Source organism: Pseudomonas sp. DSV-1 (genome assembly GCF_035830915.1).
Lineage (GTDB): Bacteria > Pseudomonadota > Gammaproteobacteria > Pseudomonadales > Pseudomonadaceae > Aquipseudomonas.
This window is the reverse complement of record NZ_JAYMYG010000001.1, coordinates 668,283-692,108: the sequence shown is the minus strand read 5'-3', so window position 1 is coordinate 692,108 and position 23,826 is coordinate 668,283. Positions and strand designations below refer to the sequence as shown.

The 23,826-nt window shown below is 59.0% G+C and carries 23 protein-coding genes; 13 read left to right on the top strand and 10 right to left on the bottom strand.

The features are described from left to right. Both pfkB and ptsP read right to left on the bottom strand, forming a co-directional pair. Window positions 1-942 (bottom strand): 1-phosphofructokinase, encoded by a 942-nt coding sequence (gene pfkB, locus VSQ83_RS03275; RefSeq protein WP_326425276.1) that lies wholly within the window; start codon window positions 940-942, stop codon window positions 1-3. After that, window positions 942-3,803, bottom strand: coding sequence for a phosphoenolpyruvate--protein phosphotransferase (gene ptsP / locus VSQ83_RS03270; protein WP_133078559.1), 2,862 nt, complete (start codon window positions 3,801-3,803; stop codon window positions 942-944). The genes pfkB and ptsP overlap by 1 nt, the downstream gene beginning before the upstream one ends. A gap of 337 nt (window positions 3,804-4,140) precedes the next feature. Here ptsP and cra point away from each other — a divergent pair, with 337 nt between their 5' ends. Further along, the gene (gene cra / locus VSQ83_RS03265) at window positions 4,141-5,136 is read left to right on the top strand and encodes a catabolite repressor/activator (protein ID WP_326398508.1); all 996 of its coding nucleotides are present in this window, start codon (window positions 4,141-4,143) and stop codon (window positions 5,134-5,136) included. 2 nt (window positions 5,137-5,138) lie between these two features. Continuing rightward, complete coding sequence (locus VSQ83_RS03260) at window positions 5,139-5,933, top strand: TatD family hydrolase (RefSeq protein WP_326398509.1); 795 nt, start codon at window positions 5,139-5,141, stop codon at window positions 5,931-5,933. A 162-nt stretch (window positions 5,934-6,095) separates the two neighbouring features. Here the strand turns inward: VSQ83_RS03260 and ampE are convergent, their stop codons facing one another. The 3 genes from ampE to VSQ83_RS03245 form a co-directional block, all read right to left on the bottom strand. After that, a complete protein-coding gene (ampE, locus tag VSQ83_RS03255; protein ID WP_326425273.1) occupies window positions 6,096-6,932 on the bottom strand; it encodes a regulatory signaling modulator protein AmpE in 837 nt (278 codons plus the stop codon). Further along, window positions 6,929-7,492: a 1,6-anhydro-N-acetylmuramyl-L-alanine amidase AmpD gene (gene ampD / locus VSQ83_RS03250; RefSeq protein WP_326425271.1), complete on the bottom strand. Its 564-nt coding sequence runs from the start codon at window positions 7,490-7,492 to the stop codon at window positions 6,929-6,931. Before ampD ends, ampE begins: the two co-directional genes overlap by 4 nt. 83 nt (window positions 7,493-7,575) lie before the next feature. Further along, window positions 7,576-9,015, bottom strand: coding sequence for a DUF1631 family protein (locus VSQ83_RS03245; protein WP_442800223.1), 1,440 nt, complete (start codon window positions 9,013-9,015; stop codon window positions 7,576-7,578). Window positions 9,016-9,415: 400 nt separating this feature from the next. Between VSQ83_RS03245 and nadC the strand changes: the two genes are divergently transcribed. Beyond that, window positions 9,416-10,264 carry a carboxylating nicotinate-nucleotide diphosphorylase gene (gene nadC, locus VSQ83_RS03240; RefSeq protein ID WP_133078565.1) on the top strand — a complete coding sequence of 283 codons (849 nt, stop codon included), beginning with the start codon at window positions 9,416-9,418 and terminating at the stop codon, window positions 10,262-10,264. A gap of 33 nt (window positions 10,265-10,297) precedes the next feature. Here the strand turns inward: nadC and VSQ83_RS03235 are convergent, their stop codons facing one another. The 3 genes from VSQ83_RS03235 to VSQ83_RS03225 all read right to left on the bottom strand — a co-directional run bounded on the left by VSQ83_RS03235 (window position 10,298) and on the right by VSQ83_RS03225 (window position 12,873). Further along, window positions 10,298-10,795 carry a methylated-DNA--[protein]-cysteine S-methyltransferase gene (locus tag VSQ83_RS03235; RefSeq protein ID WP_326425266.1) on the bottom strand — a complete coding sequence of 166 codons (498 nt, stop codon included), beginning with the start codon at window positions 10,793-10,795 and terminating at the stop codon, window positions 10,298-10,300. 2 nt (window positions 10,796-10,797) lie between these two features. Continuing rightward, entirely contained in the window at window positions 10,798-12,288 is a 1,491-nt protein-coding gene (locus VSQ83_RS03230; protein ID WP_326425264.1) for an AlkA N-terminal domain-containing protein, read from the bottom strand. A gap of 177 nt (window positions 12,289-12,465) precedes the next feature. Continuing rightward, window positions 12,466-12,873: a pilin gene (locus VSQ83_RS03225; protein ID WP_133078568.1), complete on the bottom strand. Its 408-nt coding sequence runs from the start codon at window positions 12,871-12,873 to the stop codon at window positions 12,466-12,468. 212 nt (window positions 12,874-13,085) lie between these two features. On the opposite strand from VSQ83_RS03225, the gene VSQ83_RS03220 reads away from it, so the two are divergent. The 4 genes from VSQ83_RS03220 to yacG are packed head-to-tail and all read left to right on the top strand — an operon-like array spanning window position 13,086 to window position 15,991. Further along, a complete protein-coding gene (locus VSQ83_RS03220; protein ID WP_326425261.1) occupies window positions 13,086-14,303 on the top strand; it encodes a type II secretion system F family protein in 1,218 nt (405 codons plus the stop codon). Continuing rightward, on the top strand, window positions 14,300-15,166 hold the full coding sequence (locus VSQ83_RS03215; protein ID WP_219261009.1) for a prepilin peptidase: 867 nt from the start codon (window positions 14,300-14,302) through the stop codon (window positions 15,164-15,166). Before VSQ83_RS03220 ends, VSQ83_RS03215 begins: the two co-directional genes overlap by 4 nt. Before the next feature lie 4 nt (window positions 15,167-15,170). After that, a complete protein-coding gene (gene coaE / locus VSQ83_RS03210) occupies window positions 15,171-15,791 on the top strand; it encodes a dephospho-CoA kinase (protein ID WP_133078571.1) in 621 nt (206 codons plus the stop codon). Next, window positions 15,788-15,991, top strand: a complete 204-nt coding sequence (gene yacG / locus VSQ83_RS03205; protein ID WP_016779444.1) for a DNA gyrase inhibitor YacG — start codon at window positions 15,788-15,790, stop codon at window positions 15,989-15,991. Before coaE ends, yacG begins: the two co-directional genes overlap by 4 nt. 103 nt (window positions 15,992-16,094) lie before the next feature. On the opposite strand, the gene VSQ83_RS03200 is transcribed toward yacG, so the two are convergent. Then, window positions 16,095-16,781 carry an energy-coupling factor ABC transporter permease gene (locus tag VSQ83_RS03200; RefSeq protein ID WP_326425259.1) on the bottom strand — a complete coding sequence of 229 codons (687 nt, stop codon included), beginning with the start codon at window positions 16,779-16,781 and terminating at the stop codon, window positions 16,095-16,097. 109 nt (window positions 16,782-16,890) lie between these two features. Between VSQ83_RS03200 and VSQ83_RS03195 the strand changes: the two genes are divergently transcribed. From VSQ83_RS03195 to VSQ83_RS03180, 4 genes are all read left to right on the top strand, one after another. Then, window positions 16,891-17,520, top strand: coding sequence for a DUF1780 domain-containing protein (locus VSQ83_RS03195; RefSeq protein WP_133078573.1), 630 nt, complete (start codon window positions 16,891-16,893; stop codon window positions 17,518-17,520). Further along, window positions 17,517-18,044, top strand: coding sequence for an MOSC domain-containing protein (locus VSQ83_RS03190; RefSeq protein ID WP_219260965.1), 528 nt, complete (start codon window positions 17,517-17,519; stop codon window positions 18,042-18,044). The genes VSQ83_RS03195 and VSQ83_RS03190 overlap by 4 nt, the downstream gene beginning before the upstream one ends. 54 nt (window positions 18,045-18,098) lie before the next feature. Then, window positions 18,099-18,272 (top strand): DUF3094 family protein, encoded by a 174-nt coding sequence (locus VSQ83_RS03185; protein ID WP_133078575.1) that lies wholly within the window; start codon window positions 18,099-18,101, stop codon window positions 18,270-18,272. Between the two features lie 66 nt (window positions 18,273-18,338). Further along, complete coding sequence (locus tag VSQ83_RS03180) at window positions 18,339-19,640, top strand: NAD(P)/FAD-dependent oxidoreductase (protein WP_133078576.1); 1,302 nt, start codon at window positions 18,339-18,341, stop codon at window positions 19,638-19,640. Between the two features lie 22 nt (window positions 19,641-19,662). Here VSQ83_RS03180 and VSQ83_RS03175 read toward each other — a convergent pair whose 3' ends face one another. Beyond that, window positions 19,663-21,060, bottom strand: coding sequence for a glutamate decarboxylase (locus VSQ83_RS03175; RefSeq protein WP_133078577.1), 1,398 nt, complete (start codon window positions 21,058-21,060; stop codon window positions 19,663-19,665). A gap of 171 nt (window positions 21,061-21,231) precedes the next feature. On the opposite strand from VSQ83_RS03175, the gene glsA reads away from it, so the two are divergent. Both glsA and VSQ83_RS03165 read left to right on the top strand, forming a co-directional pair. Next, on the top strand, window positions 21,232-22,176 hold the full coding sequence (gene glsA, locus VSQ83_RS03170; RefSeq protein ID WP_133078578.1) for a glutaminase A: 945 nt from the start codon (window positions 21,232-21,234) through the stop codon (window positions 22,174-22,176). A gap of 24 nt (window positions 22,177-22,200) precedes the next feature. Beyond that, on the top strand, window positions 22,201-23,775 hold the full coding sequence (locus VSQ83_RS03165; RefSeq protein ID WP_133078579.1) for an amino acid permease: 1,575 nt from the start codon (window positions 22,201-22,203) through the stop codon (window positions 23,773-23,775). The last annotated feature ends 51 nt before the right edge of the window (window positions 23,776-23,826 follow it).

Sequence of the window (23,826 nt, the reverse complement as noted above, 5' to 3'; positions counted from 1 at the left end):
TTATTCTTTTGTCAGGGGGCGAACGCGAACGCCGCTTTCGAGCGTCGCCAGGTGCGCCGCATCGCTGATACCAAAACCGATTTGAGTGACTGCCATCGCCGCAATGGCCGTGGCGGTTCGCAAGGTCTGTTCGGGGCTGTGCCCGCTGAGCAAACCGTGGACCATGCCCGCGAGCAACGAGTCGCCTGCCCCCACCGTACTGGCTACGCTGACCTTGGGCGGCAATGCCTGCAAAGCCTCGGCGTGGCTGAACCAGTTCACACCCTCAGCACCGTGGGAAATAACCACGTGCTCAATACCCAGCGCCTGCAAACGAGTGGCCGCTTCGATCTGGGCCTCAAGGCTGCTGATATCGCTGCCCAAGGCATCACTGAGTTCTTCGGTATTGGGCTTGATCAACCAGGGGCCCGCTGCCAAGGCTTCTTTCAAGGCCTGGCCACTGGTGTCCAGAATCACGTTCAAACCAAGCGCCTTCAAGCGCAGCACCAGATCATGCAGCCACTGCGGGCTCACGCCCTGGGGCAAGCTGCCGGCCACCACCACTGCATCATGGTCGGGTGCAATTCGATCGAGTATGTCGAGCAAAGCTTGCTGCGCCTGCGGGCTGACCTGCGGCCCAAGCCCGTTCAGGTCGGTCACGCGACCATCGTCTTCGGCGAGTTTGATATTGCTGCGGGTTTCACCGGGCACGCGGACAAACCCGTCGACAAAGCCACGGCGCTTGAACAACGCATCGAATGCTTGCGCATTGTCTTCGCCCAAAAAGCCGCTCACCGTCAGTGTGTGGCCCAGGTCCGCCAGCACTTGCGCGACGTTGATGCCCTTGCCCGCGGCATGGGCCAGCATCATCGGGCTGCGATTGACCTCGCCCGGCGCCAGATGCCCCAGGCGCACGGTCAAGTCCAGTGCCGGGTTGAGGGTGATGGTCAGAATGCTGGCCATTAGAGCGCCTCCACCAATGCACGAACTTCATCCGGACTGCCAACACTCAAGGCCTGGGCGGCCAGGGTTTTGAGGCGATCCATGCTCAACTCGCGCACCCGCGCCTTGACTTCAGGGATGCTGCGCGCCGAAACGCTCAGCTCATCCACGCCCAGGCCAACCAGTACAGGCACCGCCAGCGGATCAGCGGCCAGTTCGCCGCACACGCCAACCCATTTGCCGTGGGCATGGGCGGCACGGACGGTGATGTCGATCAGTTGCAGCACCGCCGGATGCAGGCCGTCGGCCTGAGCCGACAGGGTCGGGTGACCACGGTCAATGGCCAGGGTGTACTGGGTCAGGTCGTTGGTGCCGACGCTGAAAAAATCCACTTCCTTGGCCAGCACAGGTGCCAGCAAGGCGGCGGACGGCACTTCGATCATGATCCCCAGTTGCAAATCGGCCACCGGAATTTCCAGCCGCAGACGTTCGGTCATGTCGCGAGCAGCCCGCCATTCGGCCACGCTGCCCACCATCGGAAACATGATGCGCAGCGGGCGGTTGTCTGCCGAGCGCAGCAAAGCGCGCAACTGGCTTTCCATGACGTGCGGACGTTGCAGGGTAAGGCGAATACCGCGAACACCCAGAAACGGGTTTTCTTCTTTCTCGATCGGCCAGTACGGCAGCGGCTTGTCGCCACCCACGTCCAAAGTACGAACCACCAGGGGCCGCCCGTCCAGGCCATCCAGCACGCGGCGGTACTCAGCTTCCTGAGTGGCCTCATCCGGCGCCTGGGAGTGGGCCATGAAAATCAGCTCGGTGCGCAACAGGCCAATGCCCTCGGCGCCCTGCTCCACTGCACTGGCGACGCCTTTGCTTTCGCCGATATTGGCAAACACTTCAACCGGGTGGCCATCCTGGGTCACGGCCAGTTCGTGGCGCTGAGCAAAAGCGGCCAGCAAGCGCTGTTCGCGGCTGTCGCGCTCCTGGGTGGCACGCTGCAAGGCGTCGGCATCCGGTGAAACGTGCAAGCGACCGCGCTGGCCATCGATTAACAGCTGAGTGCCCGGCGCCAGTAACAACACGGCTTCGCCTGCCCCCACCAGCGCCGGAATACCCAGTGCACGAGCGACAATGGCGCTGTGCGCAGTCGCTCCACCGCGGGCGGTCAAAATACCCGCTACCCGTGCCGGATCAAGACGCGCCACGTCCGACGGGCCCACTTCATCCATCACCAGCACATAGGGCTGGTCAGGTTCGGCCGGGGTTTGCACGCCACACAACTGGGCCAGGACGCGGCGACCGATATCCCGCAGATCGGCCGCCCGCTCAGCCAGCAGTGCATCCTGCAAGGACTCTTGCTGGTGTGCAGCGGCTTCGATCACGGACATCCAGGCCGCTTCGGCACTTTCGCCCTGCTTGAGGCGCGAATCGACTTCGTCTGTCAGTTCCGGGTCGTCGAGCATTTCCTGGTGAGTGATGAAAATTTCGCGAATGGCCTTGGACTGACTGCGCGAAATCAGGCCTTCAATGTCCTGACGCACTTCGTTCAAGGCTTTTTGCAGGCGCTCGCGCTCAACCGCTGACGACTCGCCACGCAACGGGTAGTCGAAGGTTTGCAACACTTGAATATGGGCCGGGCCAATGGCAATGCCGGGCGAGGCGGCGATGGCCTGCACCACGCTACCGGCAACCGGAGCGGTGATCAGCGTGGCAATTTCGGCCACGCTCGGGGCTGCTTCGACCAGGATCGGCAGCGGCTCGACTTCTTCGCCCAGACCGCCTTCGACAGCCGCCAACAGCGCGGGCAATGCGTCATTGGCAATGCTCGGCTCGGCAACAAACTCCAGCACCTGGCCGCGACGGGCACCGAGGCTGAGCAACTTGCTCAGGCTCTTGGCTGAAACTGCCGAGTCCTGCCCGTCAACGATCCTGACGCGGATTTCACCTTCAAAGCTTTTCGCCAGTTGCGCGAGAACCTTGGCCGGACGTGCATGCAAACCGTGGGCGTTAGCCAAGGTAATACGGGCGCTCGGCCAGTCAGCCGGCGACTCTGCGCCCAGCACTTCGAGCACCGCACGACGGCTGGTGGCCCGGCCCAATTCGTGACCGCGACCGGCAATCAGCAACGCGCACAGGCGCTCCAGCAATGCCTGATGGGCTTCGCCCAGGCTGGCCAGGCAAAACAGACCGCTCAGCGGCTGGCCCAGGTAGCGCATCGGTTTGTCCGGCGTTACAAACGCCAGACCCGGACGCTTGACCGTCTGCTCGCTGTGCAGCCACCACAGGCCATCGCCCAGGGGTAGCGCATCAACTTGTTGCAGTACGGCGGCAAAGCCATTGCTCACGCAATCGGCCTGGCGTAACAGGCGTGCGCCGCGCCATACCAGCTCTTCGAAGTCATCCGCGGACACACCCAGGCCAATCATCTGGGCATCCAGCGCCAGTTCCTGGGGAGCGCCCTGGAGCAATTTGAGCAAGGCTTCGGCAGAGCTCGCGCGACGCAGGGCTTCGCCCAGATCGGTCTCGCCCAGGGCCCGGGTCAACAGTTGCAGCAAGCGCAGGTGCTCGTCGGACTTGGCCGCAATACCAATCGCCAGGTACACCATTTGCCCATCGCCCCAATCCACCCCCTCGGGGAACTGCAGTAAACGCACCCCCGTGGTGAACACCAGGTCGCGGGTTTCAGGCGTGCCATGGGGGATGGCGATACCCTGGCCCAAAAAGGTCGAACCTTGAGCCTCACGCGCTTGCAAGCCGCTCAGATAACCTTCAGCCACCAAGCCATCGGCAACCAGTTTATCGGCGAGTAATTGCAACGCCGCAGACTTGTCCACAGCCGTCTGGCCCATGGAAATCTGCTCTATGGTGAGCTCGAGCATGCGTTCTCCTTTCCGGCGCTCTATGGCACCCGGTATTGTTTTGAATTAAGTCAGCTTAGGTCGCTGATCACGGGCTGTGTCTGCGGATGTGTGGCAAGCACATCGCTACCGGGATAAGCACCTTTAAATACGTCTGCTGAAACGTTTAATCAAGAATACCCGGCACGTTACTGCATAATTGCTCGCGCTTGAAGTCCAACTTGTCGTATTGATGGGTGCTCGCTGCGGATGTTGCAAAAAAGGCAGGACGCGAAGGGCAGACGATGGTCGGCTGCCTTTATCGGTTAGGATTGGCCAAAATGTCGACATGTACTACAAAAAATAAGGAATTTTCGGCGTGAAGCTCAGTGATATCGCTCAATTGGCAGGTGTTTCCGTAACCACGGCCAGCTATGTCATCAATGGAAAAGCCGAGCAGCAGCGCATCAGCAGCAGCACGGTCGAGCGCGTACGCGCTGTGGTCGAGGAACACGGCTTTACCCCCAACCCGCAAGCGGCCGGACTGCGCAGCCGGCACACGCGCACCTTGGGGTTTATCCTCCCGGACCTTGAAAACCCGAGTTATGCCCGCCTGGCCAAGCAACTCGAACAAGGCGCCCGTGCCCGGGGCTATCAGTTGCTGATCGCCAGCTCCGACGATGCCCCGGAAAGTGAGCGCCAGTTGCTCAAGCTGTTTCGTGCCCGCCGTTGCGACGCCCTGTTCGTGGCCAGTTGCTTGCCCGAAGAAGATGACAGCTACCGCCAGTTGCAAGATCTGGGCATGCCGATCATTGCCATTGACCGGACGATGGAGCCGGAGCGTTTTTGTTCGGTGATCAGTGATGACTGCGAAGCCAGCCTGCAATTGACCCGCAGCCTGTTACAGCCATTGCCTCGACAGATTGTATTGATCGGCGCCCGTCCTGAACTGAGCGTCAGCCAGGCCCGTGAGGCCGGGTTCAAGCAGGCTGTCGAAGGGTTTGAAGGCGAAGTCCTGATTGAACACGGCGCGGCCTTCAGCCGCGAATGTGGACGCCGGATCATCGATGAATTGCTGGCGCGTCAGGGGCACTTCCCGGATGCGCTGATCACGACCTCATACGTGCTGTTGCAGGGGATGTTCGACGCATTGCTGGAGCACCCGACCCAGCGGCCGCCCTTGCGCCTGGCCACCTTTGGTGACACACAGTTGCTGGACTTCCTGCCGCTGCCCGTCAATGCCATGGGCCAGCAACACAAACTGATCGCCGAAACAGCCCTGAACCTGGCGCTGGCAGCCATTGAAGAGCAGAACTACGTGCCCGGTATTCATGCGATCGCACGTAATTTCAAACAGCGCATCCATCAGGCCTGAGCATGCAGTTGATCGACACCCACACCCACCTCGACTTCCCGGACTTTGACGCTGACCGCCCGCAGTTACTGGCGCGCAGTCGAGCGTTGGGTGTTGAAAAAATGGTGGTGCTGGGGGTCTATCAGAGCAATTGGCAGCGATTGTGGGATCTGGTGCAAACCGACAGCCAGCTGTATGCCGCCTTTGGCTTGCACCCGGTGTACCTCAACGATCATCGTCCTGAGCAGGTGATTGAGCTCGAGCAATGGCTGAGCCGCCTGGCGGGGCATCCGCAGTTATGTGCTGTGGGTGAAATCGGCCTGGACTACTTTCTTCCCGAGCTCGACCGTGACGGCCAGCAAACGCTGTTTGAAGCGCAGCTGCAATTGGCCGCCGACTTTCAACTGCCCGCCCTGCTCCACGTCAGGCGCAGCCATGCTCAGGTGATTGCGACACTGAAGCGCTTGCGGCTAAAGCGCGGCGGGATTGTTCATGCATTTGCAGGCAGTCGCGAAGAAGCCCGCGAATATATCAAGCTGGGATTCAAACTGGGTCTGGGTGGCGCGGCCACCTGGCCGCAGGCCTTGCGCCTGCGCAAAGTGATCGCCGATTTGCCGCTGGACGCCCTGGTGCTGGAAACCGACGCCCCCGACATGGCGCCTGCCATGCACCCCAACCAGCGCAACAGCCCGGAGTACCTGCCCGATATTTGCCAGGCACTGGCCGAGGTGATGGGCATCAGCCCGGAGCGTTTAGCCGAGGCCACTACGGCTAATGCCTGTGAAGTCTTTGGCTGGTCCCAAACCTGTAGTCGCTGACGAGCCGTGCGAGGCTGCGATCGGCTGCGCAGCAGTCGCAAAACCATGCCCCCCGGTGATTCAGGCATACCGCCCTTACAGGGCTTGCGACCGCTTCGCGCTCGAACGCAGCCTCGCACGGCTCGTCAGCGGCTACAGAGCATCAACAGGGACCGTGTGATGTCAGAGCAGCAACGCCCACACCGCAAAACACGCATACCAAAACACCGCCGCGCGCAGCAACAAGGCCCAGAGGGTGTCGAGACTGCCCACACCTTCAGGCCCGGCCTGTGGCGCGGGGATTTCGGCAGCGGCACAGCCAGCCTTGTTGATCAGTTGCGCGGCGCTGATGTCCCAACTCAGCAGCTCATGCAGCATCACTCTACTGACCGCTGCGAAGTTGCCTACCAGCGCAAAACTCGCGGCCAGCAGCCGCACCGGCAACCAGTCAAAGGCATGACGCAACTGCCCGGCACGTTCGACCAGTGCCGGATTCTGGCTGTGCTCTGCCGCCAGGGCCAGCAAGCGATAGCTCAAGACCACCACAGGCCCCAGCAGGAAATACCAGAAAATCACCGCAAAAAAGCTCTGGTAGGCCTGCCACAACAAATGCCCCTGCACCTTCTCCAGCAATTGCTCGCCGCTGTCGGCACTGACGCCCAGATCACGCTCGGCAACATGGGCAGCCGCCTGCAAGTCGCCACGCCGCCAGGCGTCGCGAAACGGCCCGAGCCCGCCCAGCAAGTCGCCGCGCCCCAGGCTGTAAATCACCACCAGCAGGTGGATCGGCAGCGCCAACAGGCCATAAGCCACAGGGTGCAACACCACCAGGAGCAGGCCCAATACGGCTGCAGGCAATGCAATCAGGATGAACAACACCCACCAGGGTTTATTGCCAAGGCCGGGGCTGGCTTCGAGCTTGTGCAACTCGCGCAGCCAGCCACCGTCACATTGCAGGCGCTGACGCAAACCCGAGAACTTCTCGACCAGAATCGCCAGCAGTAACACCACAAAACTCATTGCTTCTCTCCTGTGTGCTGCAACGCGCTGCGAAAGCGCATCCAATCAAAAGCCGGCCCCGGATCCGTCTTGCGCCCCGGTGCAACGTCGCTATGACCACATATCCTGTGGGAGGTGATATCGGGAAAAGCCGCCTGCAATTGCCGGCACAAGGCTGTCAACGCCTGATACTGCGCATCCGTGAAGGGCAGCTCATCGGTGCCCTCAAGTTCAATGCCCAGGGAAAAGTCATTGCAGGTCTCTCGCCCTTCAAAGCTCGAAACCCCCGCATGCCATGCACGATCAAGGCAGGAGACAAACTGGGTCACAGTGCCATCCCGCTCGATCAGGAAATGCGCACTCACTTTCAAGTCCGCAATGCCTTCAAAGTAAGGGTGTTCTGTGACGTCCAGTCGGTTCTGGAAGAATTCCTGAACCTTGCCGGTGGCGAACTGCCCGGGGGGCAAGCTGATGTTGTGGATAACCAGCAGGGAGATTTCGTCACTAGGGCGCGCATTGAAGTTGGGGGACGGACAATGGCGCACACCTTGAAACCAGCCGCTCGCGGGGTCCAATTGCATACAGGCTCCTTCAACAGGCAAAACGAAAGGCCCAGTATGCCGCGATGAGCGCGCCGATGGGGAGCAATCTGCGTACTACCCGTCTACTCCGGGCTGGACTGACGCAGACTGTCTATTACCGACTCCAGCGCCCGGTCAATCAATAAGCGGTCGTCGAGCGGCAAAACAGTCCCATTGCGCAGCTGGACGATCAGATCGGTGCGGTTTCTTTCCAGCACCTTGGCCCCGATGCGATTGACAAAAACATGCGTGCCGCCGGGCTCCAGGATCGTAATCAGCTTGCAACGCAGGGATGTGTTGTCGTCTTCCTGGAGTTCGATCCAGGTGCCGATACGCAACTGGCTGACCAGCAACAACCCAAGGTGGCCCTGCTCATCAAGAACGGGCAAGGGCAATATCTGCGGCTCGGGTTCAAACGTGGGGCAACTGCGAGCCTGCGCCGCATCACGGGTGCGCTGCTCAAGCAACTCACTGCGGCTGTATTCGCCGCGGGTAAACATCAAAAAGTCATGCAGCAACGATTCTAGCAGCGCCGGGTTATTGCCCGCATACCGCACCAGTTGCAGTACCACGTGCTCGATTTTGCGATACAGCAGGTCGTTGCAGTGATCGGCACTCTCGCCACAGCCAATGGCGGCGCCAGCGATCACATTGAGCAAGCGACGGGCCGGGTGGCTGTCACAACTGAAAAAATTCTGATCGCTCTGGGCGATCTGCAGCACCGGTTCGCGCAACAGTCCCAGCAGCTTTCTCAACGCAGGTGACAGGTTCCGGTCATCGCGGATGTAATCGAATAACAGCCCTACCAGGTAGCTCGCATTTTCACCGGTATCGGGTAATTCCTGCGCAAGGGCACCGGCTTTCACTGCGCAGCACGAGGTCTTTTCCGATAGGTCGGGTAACACACCCGTGGCGATCAACAACTGGTTTGTATCGGCGTACAAATGCTCGGTCCTGCTGAGCAGGTACTTCTCGAACAGGCGCAGCATGATGAGCTTGACCTTGATGTCCACGCCCTGATCCCGCTCGGCCTGCAAAAAGTACTCGCACAGCCGGGCCGGGCCCAGGGGGTTGTTCTGCTCATCCAGGGGGATGCAACTCAGGGTATTGAGACGAGTGCTCAACTGGCACAGGGCCAACTGGTTGCGGTTCAATACCCGCGTCACCATTGCACTGGTCACTTGAGCCCGCTCAAGGTCATTGGCCAGCAGTGAGAACGTAGCCTGTGCCGGGGCGCCAGCCTGTAGCGTGGGCTCACTGACATCGGGCCGGGTCAGACTGACAAAGGCATCAAACAGGTGCTCAAGAAAGCCGCGTTCAATGTGTTTGCGCTTGAGCCGCACATCGCGCATGGCTTCAAAAAACAGGCTCTGCTCGGTATCGCTTTGAGCCTTGTCGGCCATTTCAAACAAGGTTTCATCGGCATTGTCGAACAGCGCCTGCAATTCGATCCTGAGCTGCTGAGCGGCTTTGTCATGAACCTGCAGCAGGATCACAGGCAGGCGGGCAAGTGGCGAATGCATCGCCAACTCAGTGGCGGTCCTGTGCACAGGCCCCACTTTCCCGTCATTTAGCATCCTGGCCTCCCTGAAGGGTCTCTTCGCTTGCCAGTGAACGCTCGTGGTCAGAGCCATTTTTAACGCTCACAAACAGAAGCCGGCAGTGGCGCATGCACTGGCCGGTGTATCGAAATTAAGGCAATGGCTATACGTCAAACCTATGGCGCCAATCCAAAGGCGGATTATCTTGCAAAAGAAGGCGCTTGTACCAGTGGACTCTGCATTTGAATGACCAAGGGTGAGTATTAATGTTCAAAGTGCCGAAAGAAGCACATTGCAGGCATTTGCTTGTGACTCTGCGCACACCTTGGGTTCGCCAGCGGCATGGCCCTATAATCGGCGCACTTTGTTTGTGGAGCTCGTTATGCCGAATTTACGCCTGGCCGACCTCACTGCCGAAATCGAAGCCAACGTGCGTCGTGCGTTAGCCGAAGACATTGGCAGCGGCGATATCACTGCACGGCTGATCCCGGCCGAACGCTTGGCCAAAGCCACGATTATCACCCGTGAAACAGCGGTCATCAGCGGTACCGCCTGGGTCGACACTGTCTTTCGCCAGCTTGACCCCCGAGTTGCCGTGCATTGGCAAGTCGCCGATGGCGAGCGTGTGAGCCCCAACCAAGTGCTGTTCCACCTTGAAGGCCCTGCCCGCTCACTGCTCAGCGGTGAACGCAGTGCACTGAACTTTCTGCAATTGCTGTCGGGCGTGGCTACCCACGCGCAATACCTGGCCGATCAAGTGGCCGACACCCAGGTCAAGTTGCTGGACACCCGAAAAACCCTGCCGGGCCTGCGTCTGGCGCAAAAATACGCAGTGACCTGCGGCGGTTGCCACAATCACCGTATCGGTCTGTACGACGCATTTTTGATCAAGGAAAACCATATCGCTGCTTGCGGCGGCATTGCCCAGGCCATCAGCGCTGCGCACAAAATCGCACCAGGCAAGCCGGTAGAGATAGAAGTCGAAAGCCTGGAGGAACTCAAGGAGGCTCTGGCAGCAGGCGCTGACATCATCATGCTCGACGAATTGAGCATGGACGATATGCGTGAAGCGGTGCGCCTGAACGCGGGCAAAGCCAAACTGGAAGCCAGCGGCGGCATCAACGAGACAACCTTGCGCCCGATTGCCGAAACTGGCGTGGACTACATCTCGATTGGTGCCATGACCAAGGATGTCAAAGCAGTGGATTTGTCGATGCGCTTGAGCCTCTGAACAGCCCTGCTCCCACAGGTTGTTGCTGGTTGATCAAGACAGCGCAAAGCCCTGGCACTTCAGCTCATGCGCCAGTAGCCATTGCTTGGCCGCCAGCCCGCCGGCGAAACCGGTCAGTGTTCCGTTGCTGCCAATCACGCGATGGCACGGGATGATGATCGGAATCGGATTACACCCATTCGCGGCCCCTACCGCCCGAGACGCCTTGGGCCGATCGATTTGCTGCGATAGCTGCCCGTAACTGGTGGTCACCGCGTAGGGAATGGTGGTCAGCGCTTGCCATACCGACTGCTGGAACTCAGTGCCCAGGGGCTTGAGCAACAAGTCGAATGTCAGGCGCTCACCCGCAAAGTACTCTTCCAATTGACGTCGGACTTCAGCGAGTTTGCCGGGCGAATGCACCCAACCGTCCAACGGCGTATGCGGCCGGCGCTCCAGTTCGAAACGCACTTCTCGCAGCCCTTCATCATCGGCGACCAAAAACAGCGGGCCAATGGGTGATGGCATTTTTTCGTAGTACACAGTTGTCATGTTCATACCTTTCGTGCAGACGCCGAGTCGGTGGCTGCGCGCCATAAATACATCACTGAATAGGCCCGCCATGGGCGCCAGCTTTCGGCCAGTGCCTGCAGCGCCCTGGTACTTAACGCACTGCCGCCGGGGTTGGCTTCGCGGCGCAGAATCAAGTCTGCAGCGGGAAACGCATCGGGGTGTTTGAGCACGCGCATGGCGATGTAGTGGGCGGTCCATTCACCAATGCCGGGCAGTTGCACCCAGCGGCTGATAAAGCGCTCTAACGGTTGCTCCACGGCAAAATCGACGCGGCCATCGATAAGCGCACCCGCAATCCCCTTGATCGTATTGATACGTGCCTGGGTAATGCCCAGTTGCCCAAGGTCGGCATCTACCAATTGCTGCGGTCCCGGAAACAGTCGATCCAGGCCAGAACCGGCACCCGCTTCAATGGCAATTCCGTAGCGCTGCACGATACGACTGGCAAGGGTTCGCGCAGCGGCCACACTGACTTGCTGCCCCAGCACGGCCCGTACGGCCACTTCAAATCCGTCCCAGCCACCGGGCAATCGCAGGCCCGGATACCGTTCGATAACCGGCGCCAGCAGCGGGCTGAAGCTTAACGTGCGGGCGATGGCGAGAGGGTCGGCATCCAGGTCGAACATCCGTCGAATCCGCGTGACCACGCCCAGCATCTGGCTTGGCTCCACGTTGCGCAGTTCCAGTTGCAGCGCATGCTGCTCCCCCGGCCATTGGCTGATCCGCAGCCAGCCTGGCGCATCCGCCGTGCCAAAAACCCGCTGGTAACTGCGCCCGTCGACTCGCTCAATACCGGGCAAGGCCCGACTCTGTAAAAAACCCAGCAGGGCTGTGAAGTCATAAGGCGGGCGATAACCCAGTCGCAGTACCAGAGCCTTGTCCGCACGAGCCTTTGGGCTGCGCCTGAAGGCCCTGGGCTCGGCATGATTGGCCTCGGCAAAGGCCGCATTGAAACGGCGCAGACTGCCAAAGCCGGAAGCCATGGCCACTTCGGTGATCGACAGGTCGGTTTCGGTCAACAATTGCTTGGCAAATAACAGGCGCTGAGTGGAATGCACCGCCATCGGTGGCGCCCCCAAGTGCTGAACAAACAAGCGACGCAATTGCCTGCTCCCCACGTTCATGCGTTCCGCCAGCGCCTCCAGCGAATGATCCGCCAGATAACCTTCATTAATTAGCTTGAGCGCTCGCGCCACCAGATGCTCCCCCTGCAACCAAAGCTGATTGCCCGGCGCCAACTCCGGCCGACAGCGCAGGCAAGGGCGAAAGCCCTGAGCTTGAGCCGCTGCGGCGCTGGGGTAATACACCACATTTTGCGCTTTTGGGGCTCGTGCCGGGCACACGGGGCGGCAGTAGATCCGGGTACTGAGCACCGCCGTAAAAAACACCCCGTCAAAACGCGCATCGCGGCTCAAGCGAGCGATTTCGCAGGCGGCGATACTGGGCGTGGACAGGCAGTTATCTGAGTTCATAAGCCGCACAATAGCACCGCAACTTTACCGGTTCTCGCCATTTTCGGACGTCAATGTGGGCCGTTGGTCAAACCGGTCTTGGTCCGCGATTGCACAGCACAATGCCCGCCAAACTGACCGGGCTACACCTGCGGTGCCCGTTAAATGGGCACCGCAGGAAAGCTCACACAACGCATTTTACTGACAGGCACCGCTGGCCAGGCAGGTGCCGTTTTGTGTCCAGGTCAGAGTTGCGCCCGAACCGCTCAACGTGGGGACCAGCACGCTGACCCAACCACCGGCGGCCTGAGTGCCGGCCATGGTAATCACGCCATCTATCACCGTCATGCCCGCCGCCAGGTTGTCAGTGGCTTCGGCCGGGGCAGGAATGCCGTTGGTGCCTGCATCGCAGACCGCCAGGTCATTGCTCTGGCTGAAGCACAGGGCAACAGCTGTCTTGTAGGTGTTGCCGATTGCGTTCACCTCGGCAAAACGGGTCTTCATGACGTGGTCGTTGTAAGCCGGAAATGCAAACGAAGCGATCAGACCAATAATCGCAACGACGATCATCAGTTCGATCAGGGTGAAGCCTTTTTGTTGTTTCACGCGGAGTCTCCGAAGAAGTGGCGCCAATCAGCGCCGTAGCAATGCTGTGCAGCCAGAAAAGTGCGCACAGGCTATCAAGGTTAGTGGGCCGATGCTCCACAACTGCATCACTGACACCTTTGGACACGCTCAAGGAGGCGGGCCCAGGCTCAGCGCATCTAGTCTTTGGACTCACAACACAGCAGGACGCTCAGCGTTCCAGGGATGGATGCATGGCAACACAGGCCATAAAGAACAAGCGCTACCAATGGGAGGGCTCTGACCTGAAGGGGTCTGTGATCAGCGGTCAAATCACGGCCGACAGCCACGCCATGATACGGGCCCGTCTCAGTCGCCAAGGTATTACCGTTAGTAAAATCCGGCGCCATGCAAACAGTGAGTCCCCTTCAGGAAAATCCATTACAGCACTGGAGATCACTCTGTTCACGCGCCAACTGGCCACCCTGATCAGTGCTGGCATCCCGCTGCTTCAGGCATTGGACGTCATTGCCAAGGGACTTGAACAACGGGCAATGCACCAGCAGGTCATCGAGCTTAAGCAGGACATCGGCGCAGGGATCAGCCTGACGGCTGCGCTGCGCAAAAAGCCGGCCTGTTTTGACCCTCTGTTCTGCAGCCTGGTTGAAGCAGGCGAGCAAGCCGGGGCCCTCGACGTGCTACTGCGTCGCGTCGCCACCCACAAGGAAAAAACAGAAGCGCTGAAAAAGAAACTCAAGAAAGCCATGACCTATCCTGTCGCCGTACTGCTGGTGGCGTTGGCGGTGTGCAGCATTTTGTTGATTGAAGTGGTCCCGCAATTTCAGGGGGTGTTCCACTCATTCGACGCACAACTTCCCGCGTTCACCTTGTGGGTGATCGCCCTCTCGCAAACGCTACAAGTCTACGGTCTGTGGTTGCTGGGCATTCTAGGCGTTACCCTTGCGGGCTTGCGGCATCGCTACAAAAACTCTATTGCATTGCGCCAGCGCGTTGATGGGTGGCTGTTAAAACTGCCCGTCATGGGCAACCTGCTGCACTTGACGGCAATGGCCCGGTTTTCCCGCACGCTGTCGACCACCCTGACTGCCGGTGTGCCGCTGCTTGAAGCGCTGAATTCGGTGGCCAGCGCCACTGGCAACAGCCAGTACAAAGAGGCCGTACTGCGCCTCAGGCAACAGGTGGCGACAGGCAGCCAGATCCATGTGGCCATGGGAGCAGCCGGGGTCTTTCCGGGCATGGCTGTTCAGATGACCGCCATTGGCGAAGAATCCGGCACACTGGACAACATGCTTGACCACGTAGCCGCCTATTATGAAGGCGAGGTCGACACCCTGGTCGATAACCTGACAACGTTGATGGAGCCGGTAATCATGGTGGTACTTGGAGTCATGGTTGGCGGGCTGGTCATCGCCATGTACCTGCCCATTTTCAACCTGGGTCGAGTGATCTGAGCATGATGGATTTTTTGACCACTGAACCCGATGCTTTCATCGCCTGCACCCTGATCCTGGGGTTGCTGGTGGGCAGTTTTATCAATGTGCTGGTGTGGCGTTTGCCAAAGATGCTTGCACAGGACTGGCAGTCCCAGGCCCGCGAACTGCTGGATCTGCCAGCGCCCGCCGAGGGCCCTGTGTATAACTTGATGCAGCCCCGCTCCCATTGCCCTGCATGCCAGCATTCACTGCGGGCCTGGGAGAACATTCCGCTGCTGAGCTACCTGGTGTTGCGGGGTAAGTGCTCGAGCTGCAAAACGGCTATCAGCCTGCGCTATCCATTGACTGAACTGTGTTGCGCGATCCTGTCGGCGTTTGTTGCCTGGCATTACGGTTTTGGCGTGCAAGCGGGTTGCATGCTCCTGTTGACGTGGGGGCTGCTCGCCATTTGCCTGATTGATCTCGACCATCAGATCGTACCCGACTCTCTGGTGCTTCCCCTGCTGTGGCTGGGGTTGTTGCTGAACAGTTTTTCCACGTTCACGACTCTGGAGCAGGCCGTATGGGGCGCGGCATTGGGCTACGCAAGCCTGTGGTCGGTGTTCTGGGTATTCAAGCTGATCACAGGCAAGGAAGGCATGGGCTATGGCGACTTCAAGTTGCTGGCCATGCTTGGCGCCTGGGGCGGGTTTACGGTTCTGCCCTTGACCATCCTGTTGTCCTCGCTACTGGGGGCGCTGGTGGGGTTGAGTCTTTTGGCCATGCGCCGGGCCAATACCTCGACCCCCATCCCCTTTGCGCCGTATCTGGCAATTGCCGGCTGGATTGCATTGCTCTGGGGTGGTCAAATAACCGGCTTCTATTGGCAGATTTCGGTTTGACACGATGACTCCACCTTCCAAACCCTGGATTCTCGGGCTGACCGGCGGTATCGGTAGCGGCAAAAGTGCCGCCGCCGAACATTTTGCCGCGCTGGGCGTACACGTGGTGGACGCCGATCATGCTGCACGCTGGGTTGTCGAGCCGGGGCGCCCGGCGCTGGCCACAATCGCAGAGCATTTTGGCGATGAGGTGCTGCAAGCCGATGGGCAGCTCAATCGAGGCGCGCTACGCAACCTCATCTTTTCCGACCCTGTGCAACGTCGCTGGCTTGAGGCGCTGCTACATCCGCTGATTCGTGAAGAGATCGCGAACAACCTGGCGCAGGCACAATCGCCCTACGCCATTTTGGTCTCGCCGCTGCTCATCGAGTCAGGGCAATACACGACAACCCAGCGCGTGCTGGTGATCGATGCACCCCAAGCCGTGCAGATACAACGCACATTATTGCGCGACAACACCACCGAGCAGCAGGTGCAGGCCATTCTCAAGGCTCAGGCCAGTCGCGAAGATCGCCTTCGCCACGCTGACGATGTGCTGGTCAATGACAACGATCTGAAGGCGTTGCAGACTGAGGTCGAACGCCTGCATAACTTTTATCTAACTTTGCGTGGAGGCCAACCATGACCAAACCTATGACCATAGACTGCCCGACGTGTGGCACAGCCGTGCAATGGGATACCACCAACGCTTTCCGCCCCTTTTGCTCGGACCGCTGCAAGCTGATTGACCTGGGTGCCTGGGCATCCGAAGAACACAAGATTCCGGTGAGCCCGGATGCTGAAGATGATCTGTTTTCAGAGGACCTGAGCGAACGCCTGCACTAAAAACGTGGGAGCGGGCTTGCTCGCGATTCAGGCAACTCGGCCTGTCAGGTAAACCTCAGCGATACCATCGCGGGCAAAACCGGCTCCCACAGGGCAAGGCCATTTATTCGGGGCCATCATCCTTGCCCGGCGCCGCCAGGTAGCGGGTGCGGTTGAAGGTCTCAAGCCATTCAGGGCAGAACACCACCAGCGCCGTGACCAGCATCCCGTTGATAAACGCCTCGGGAAAGATGATCAGCCACAGATAGCCGACAAAGTCCTCCAGCCAGAACGGCATGACGAACAACCCGTCCAGCCACAACACCCCCAGTACCGCCCCTACGCACAGCAACGCCGCCAATGCTGCGGCAAAAAAACCCGAGCAGAAGATATAGACAAAGGGATTACGCGGCTGCGCCCGCTCGACAATGCGAGCACAACCTTCGGTCACGGCGATTGGCAACAGAATCAGCAACACGCCATTGACGCCCATGGCGGCCAGATCCTGACGACCCAACAACACCAGCCCGGCTTGCGCCAGAAGCGCACCGACCACCGCCAGCGGCCAGTCGAGCAGCAATGTGACCACCGTCAAGCCAATAAAGTGATACGACACCCCGACTTCGAAGTCGCGCCGTACCAGCCACAGTAAAAACAGCCCGAATACCGTGCCAAACAACAGGTGCTGGCGACGCGTGTCGCTAAACAGCTCAACCCAGGGCGCGCGCCAGATGGCCCACAGTACAACGGGAACATAGATCAGCCAGCCGATCACCAGCGTTTGCGTGGATAACACCTGGGTACTTATCATCTGCCTTGCCCTGCCTGTTCAAAACACACCGCTCAACCCTCCCTGTTGAATGCGCCTGAGTCTACACCCGGACTTTCAGTAACACCTGTTTCAAGGCTAAGCTGCGTTCATGGACGACTCAGACTATCTCCGCTTGCTCACCATCCAGGCCGAGCAAGCCAATGCCTTTTTATCCAATGCCCGCAAATGGGAGCGTGAGCGTTGGGTCTGCCAGCGCCTGCTGCAAGGGTTGAACATTCCCTATCACAACGAAGACTTCATCCAGGCGAGCCAGGAGCCCCCGGACGTGCTGTTTGGTGATGCGCGCTTTGAAGTGTTTTTTGTACTCGATGAAGGCCGGCGCCTGAACGATGAATGGCGCGAAGAGCTCCAGCGTCGCCGCAGCGCCTACTCCCTGAGCCAGCTGGTACGTCGCGAAGCGCGACCCAAGCGGATTCCGGCGAGCAAACTGTTGCAGCGCCTGGGCCCTACCCTGCACAAAAAAGCCAACAACTACCAAGAGCGCGATATCGACCTGGGACAGCTGGACATCATTGCGTTTTCCAGCCTCAAGCGCGAAGTCCTGGACCTCAACAGCCACTTCCCGCCTCCGACTGAATATTTGCGCCAGGGCTGGCGGTCGCTGTCACTGGTAGGGCCAACCTTTGCCCGCGTACTGTTTGCACAACCGGATGCGCCGGACTTTCTACGCAACAACCTGGGGCGCAGCATTATTTTCGATGTCGGTATCAGCTTGTGAGTCCCCTGCAGGAGCTGATTGCTGACGTCCCGCAAACCGGTCGAGTGCGCTGGATCGGGGTGCGCCCCGAGTCACGCGCCGACATGCTTGAGCTGGACGCCGTAGAAGCCCGGCGCGAAGCCGGACTGACTGGCGATCATGCCCGGCCCGGCGCCCGTAATGCCCGACAAGTGACGCTGATTCAGTGGGAGCACATCGCCGTCATCAACTCCCTGCTGGGGCGATCCGGGGAGCATCTGGTCCTGGCGCAGGATTTACGACGCAATCTGGTGATCAGCGGGATCAACCTGTTCAGCCTCAAAGGCCGACGTTTCAAGATTGGTCAGGCCATTTTTGAAACCACTGGCTGGTGCCAGCCGTGTGCGCGACTGGAGCAACGCCTGGGTCGGGGCACCTTCCAGGCAGTACGTGGCCACGGAGGAATCACGGCCCGGGTGATCGAAAGCGGGATCATTCGTCTTGAGGACGAACTGCGGGTCGAGCCATTGGGACCTGACGGCTATGCTTCTTTTCATCCCGGTTGATCAATGCTGTAGCTTTTACACTTCCTGCAACGTCTATTTGACGAGGCCAAAAAAATGCCCAGCCGCCTGAACCCAGATGATCTGAAGCATGTCGAAGAGTACCTGCAACTGCCACAACACCAGGTTGAGCGCCGGCCTTTCAGGCCCTGGCTGCTCCTTGCAATCGTGGTGATGGTGGTGATCGGCATGGGCCTTTTGAGCCGCCTCCTGAGTTACCTGGCGCTATGAGTTGCGTTGCGCTCGCCCGGGTCGGTTCAGGCACAGAATTCTTTTCAAGCCTTGTGAGTGATACCCATGACCCATCGTATTGTTATCGTCGGCGGCGGCGCCGGCGGCCTGGAGTTGGCGACCCGCCTGGGCAAGACTCTGGGCAAGCGCGGCAAGGCCAGCGTCACGCTGGTCGATGCCAACCTGACCCACATCTGGAAACCGCTGTTGCATGAAGTCGCTGCCGGTTCACTGAACTCATCTGAAGACGAACTCAACTACGTCGCTCAAGCCAAATGGAATCACTTCCAATTTCAGCTGGGCCGTATGAGCGGGCTGGATCGTGAGCTGAAAAAGATCTCATTGTCGGCAACCCTCGACGAAAACGGTCAGGAGCTGGTGCCTGCTCGCGACCTGAGTTACGACACGCTGGTGATTGCCGTTGGCAGCACTACCAATGATTTCGGCACCAAGGGCGCAGCCGAACATTGCCTGTTCCTGGACACCCGCAAGCAGGCCGAGCGCTTTCATCAGCAATTGCTCAATCACTACCTGCGCGCTCACGCCGGGCAAGGTGATGTACTCGAGCAGATCAGCGTCGCCATTGTCGGGGCGGGCGCAACCGGGGTTGAACTGGCTGCCGAATTGCACAACGCTGCACACGAACTGGCGGCTTATGGCCTGGATCGCATCAAGCCTGAAAACATGCATATCACCCTGATCGAAGCCGGCCCACGGGTATTGCCCGCACTGCCGGATCGTATTGGCGGGCCTGTGCATAAAACCCTGGAAAAACTCGGCGTGACCGTCCTGACCAACTCTGCGGTGAGCGAAGTCACCGCCGAAAGCCTGATTACCAAGGACGGCCAGGTGATTCCTGCAAGCCTCAAGGTATGGGCTGCCGGGATTCGTGCACCGGGCTTTTTGCAGGAAATCGCAGGCCTGGAAACCAACCGCATCAATCAATTGGTGGTGCGCCCTACCCTGCAAACCACCCGCGATGACAATATTTTTGCCTTTGGTGATTGCGCGGCCTGCCCGCAGCCGGGCACCGACAAAATGGTTCCGCCTCGCGCCCAGGCGGCCCACCAGCAAGCCTCGCTGCTGGCCAAGTCGCTGAAACTGCGGATTGAAGGCACCTCGCAACTGCCGGACTACAAGTACCGCGATTATGGCTCGTTGATTTCACTGTCGAGTTTTTCGGCTGTGGGTAACTTGATGGGCAGCCTGATGGGTACTGTCATGCTGGAAGGCTGGTTGGCGCGGATGTTTTATATCTCGCTGTATCGCATGCACCAAATGGCGCTTTACGGCACCTTCCGGACCTTGATGCTGATGCTGGGCAGCAGGATCGGACGCGGCACCGAGCCGCGCCTGAAACTGCACTAAGTACGACTACAGAGCCGCGTAATCAGCGCCCTGCGTGGTTTCCTGCCTCGGCTTCACGGCCTTTAAAGCCGTGGGGCTGATGCTCTTCGAAGAATTTAATATCCCGTACAAAGTCGGCCAGCAACAGCTTGGCCATGTCGATCGACATCCCCTGCTTCACCAGAATCCGCTGCACAACCACGTTTTCTACATTGGCAGGCAAGCTGTACGCGGGCACCAGCCAGCCACGTATGCGCAGGCGATCCGCCAGGTCATACAGGGAGTAGGTGGTTTTCGCCCCCGGCTTTAAACGCCAGGTCAGCGCCGGAATCCCCAGTTGCGGATCACCGTTGAAAAGCATCTCGAACGGCCCGATCTTGACCAGCTCTCGCGCCAGAAACTGCGCCGTTTCGTAGCACGCCGAATGAATACGCTCATACCCCTCACGCCCCAGGCGCAAGAAGTTGTAGTACTGGGCAATGATCTGCCCGGCTGGACGCGAAAAGTTCAGGGCGAAAGTCGGCATGTCGCCGCCCAGGTAGTTCACGTGGAAGATCAAGCCTTCAGGCAACTCCTTGGCATCGCGCCAAACCACCCAGCCCGCGCCTATCGGTGCCAGGCCGAACTTGTGGCCGGAGGTGCTGATGGATTTGACCCGGGGCACACGGAAGTCCCACAGAATATCCGGCGCGCAGAACGGCGCCAGCATGGCGCCACTTGCACCATCGACGTGAAGATCGACACTCAGGCCGGTGCTTTTTTCCAGATCGTCCAGGGCATCGGACAGCGGTTTTACGGTTTCATACAGACCGGTAAATGTCTGCCCGAAGGTCGGCACCACCACGATGGTGTTTTCATCGACCCGCTCCAGCATGTCCTCTGGCGTCATGAACCAATGCCCTTCCGACATCGGCACTTCACGAATTTCTATGTCCCAGTAACGGGCAAATTTGTGCCAACAGACTTGCACCGGACCGCACACCATATTCGGAGTGGACGCAGGCTTGCCAGCCGCTTTGCGCACCGCACGCCAGCGCCACAACGCAGCCAGGCCACTGAGCATGCAGGCCTCACTGGAACCCACGGTGGAAGTACCGAGGGTGGTGGCCGCCGCTGGGGAATGCCATAGGTCCGCCAGCATATGGATGCAACGATTTTCCAGCTCCGCCGATTGCGGGTACTCGTCCTTGTCGATCATGTTCTTGTCGATCGACAGATCCATCAGCTTGTGGACTTCATCCTCTTCCCATGTCTGGCAGAAGGTGGCGAGGTTCTGGCGGGCGTTGCCATCCAGGTACAGCTCATCGTGGACTAACTGATAAACCTCTCGTGGCGACTGCTCCGCCTCCGGGAAGCCCTTGGTCGCAGCGGCGTGAGCCAGTTCTGAAGAACCAAAAACGGGATCGGTGCCCGAGTTGTGCTTGATGCGGTGCAGCGCCATGAGAACTCTCCTTGAGTAATGAACGTTAACCGGGCCAGTCATATTCACTCTGACTCAGCCTTCGCCAAGGCAGCATAGACAAGCATTTTGAGTCTGCTGTCCGATTTCCGACCACCGTGAATTTTCCGATCTATAGTTTCGTTTCTTGAAAGTTCTCACGGAGCGAGCACGATGAAGCAAAGACCCACGACCGCAGACAGCACGGTAAAACAGGCGCTGGAGCAGGCATTGCAACGGTACTCAGGTAATCAGCACGGCAAGAATGCCAGCTACATTCCTTACTTGGCCTCAGTGCCCTCCCACCTGTTCGGCATCAGCATCATGTTCTGTGATGGCACCCATGCCGAGGTAGGCGACACGGATTACGCCTTCGCCATCGAGTCGATTTCCAAAGTATTTACCCTCGCCCATGTGCTCGATCAGGTCGGGCCTCAGGCCTTGCGCAGCAAGATCGGCTGCGACCCGACCGGCGAGCCATTCAACTCGGTGGTTGCCCTGGAACTGCACAAGGGCCGACCGCTCAACCCCTTTGTGAACGCAGGCGCGATGGCCACAGTCAGCCTGATTGAGGCCGATTCTGCGCAAACTCGCTGGGCTCAGATACAGGCGACCTACAACGCTTTTGCCGGACGCGAACTGACGGTAAACGACGAGGTTTACCAATCCGAAGCCAGCAGCAACCAGCACAATCGCGGCATTGCCTGGCTGCTGCAAAGTTACGGGTATATGTACGCCGACCCCATGCAAGTGTGCGACGTATACACCCGCCAATGCTCGGTAGCGATTACCTGTCATGACCTGGTGACCATGGGCGCGAGCCTGGCCAACGGCGGCGTCAACCCGATAACTGGCAAACAGGTAGTGGCAGCCAAACACGTGGCACCCATCCTCTCCGAGATGACCTTGAATGGTCTGTATGACACCACTGGCGACTGGTATTACAAGGTCGGTCTACCGGGTAAAAGCGGGGTCGGTGGCGGGATTCTCGCGGTGGTTCCTGGCGTATGCGCCATCGCAGCCTTTGCTCCGCCACTGGATGTGGCAGGCAATAGCGTTCGCGGCCAGCTGGCCGCCGAATACCTCAGCCGCACGCTCAACCTGAGCTTGCTGCACTAATCACGCAAAATGAGGAAGGCGTTCATGACTACCGCCAGCAAAACCAAAACTTACATGTCATGGCTCACCATCTGCTTCATGATGGTTGCCGCGGTTGCCAGTATTCGTTCACTGCCCAGCATGGCCGTGTATGGCCTGGGCTCGGTTTTTCTCTACATCATTCCGGCACTGCTGTTTTTCATCCCCGTATCGCTGGTTGCTTCTGAACTGGGAACCGGCTGGAACGGCGGGATTTATGGCTGGGTCAGACAAGCCTACGGCGATCGGCCAGGCTTTTTCATCATGTGGTTCATGTGGGTCCAAGTGGTTGTCTGGTACCCGATTGTGCTCGGATTTGGCGCCAGTACCATGGCGTATCTGATCAACCCGGAACTGGCCAAAAGCGGGGTATTCACGGCCTCCGTCATTATTGTCCTGTATTGGTTATCGACATTTGTCGCCCTCAATGGCCTGACGACACTGTCGAAACTGACGTCATGGTTCATGCTGCTGGGCACCGCATTGCCTGCCGCATTGCTGGTTCTGCTCGGCGTAGCCTGGCTGGTACTGGGGCATAAATCCGCAACGCCGCTCACCTGGGATGCGTTGATTCCGGCCATTTTCGATACACATTCCACGGTCAGAACCGGCTCACACAATCTGCACCCGGATTTATGGCGAGAATTTACCGGCGCCATCACTGGCCTGGTTCTGATTGTGAGTAACTTCCTGGCGTTTGCGGGTATCGAAATGAACGCCATTCACGCCCGCGAGTTGCGTAACCCGCAAAAAGAAATGCCTCGGGCGATTCTTTTGGCCTTCTTTATGATCTTGCTGGTGTTTATCCCACCGACCGTGGCAATTTCACTGGTGGTTCCTGCTGACTCGACCAGCCTCACGGCAGGTGTTATCCAGGCTTATGCCGCCTTCTTTGCGGGCTTCAACATGCCGTGGGCAACACCGATCATGGCTATCTTGCTGATTATCGGAGCACTGGGCGGGGTCCTGGCCTGGACTGCCGGACCGTCCACCGGCCTGCTGTTCGTGGGCAAGGCCGGGATGCTTCCACCCGTGATGCAGAAAGTGAACAGCAAGGGCGTGCAGAAAAACATCCTGTACCTGCAGGCCGTTATCGTCACGCTGCTCTCGACTATCTATATCTTTCTCGACAACGTATCGGATGCGTTCTGGATGATCAGTGCGATGGCCGCGCTGATGTACCTGATCATTTACGTATTTATGTTTATGGCGGCCATGAAACTGCGCAAGACACAGCCCAACGTAAAACGTGGCTATGTGCTCAAGGGGCTGCATGGCTGGTGTTTCCTGGGGCTGTTCTCGACCTGCGTGGCGCTGATTTTCGGCTTTATTCCGCCCAATAATTTCAGCAGCATGCCGTTTTTCGAGTATGCGGGGATTCTGTTGCTCGGACTGGTCGTGGCCGGGGTGCCGCCGTTTATCTTCTATGCGTTGCGCAAACCGTCATGGCAGATGGTGCCCAAGGCCGAATCTGATCAATATTCTGCAGCCTTGCAGGATCTTCAGGACGCGGACAACAAGGCTGCTACCGCAAGCGCAAGTGCAAGCACGCCTCCTGCATCCGCAGCACCTGCAACCTGAGGAAGGTTTTCTACAGGCATAAAAAAAGCGTCCCGAAGGACGCTTTTTTTA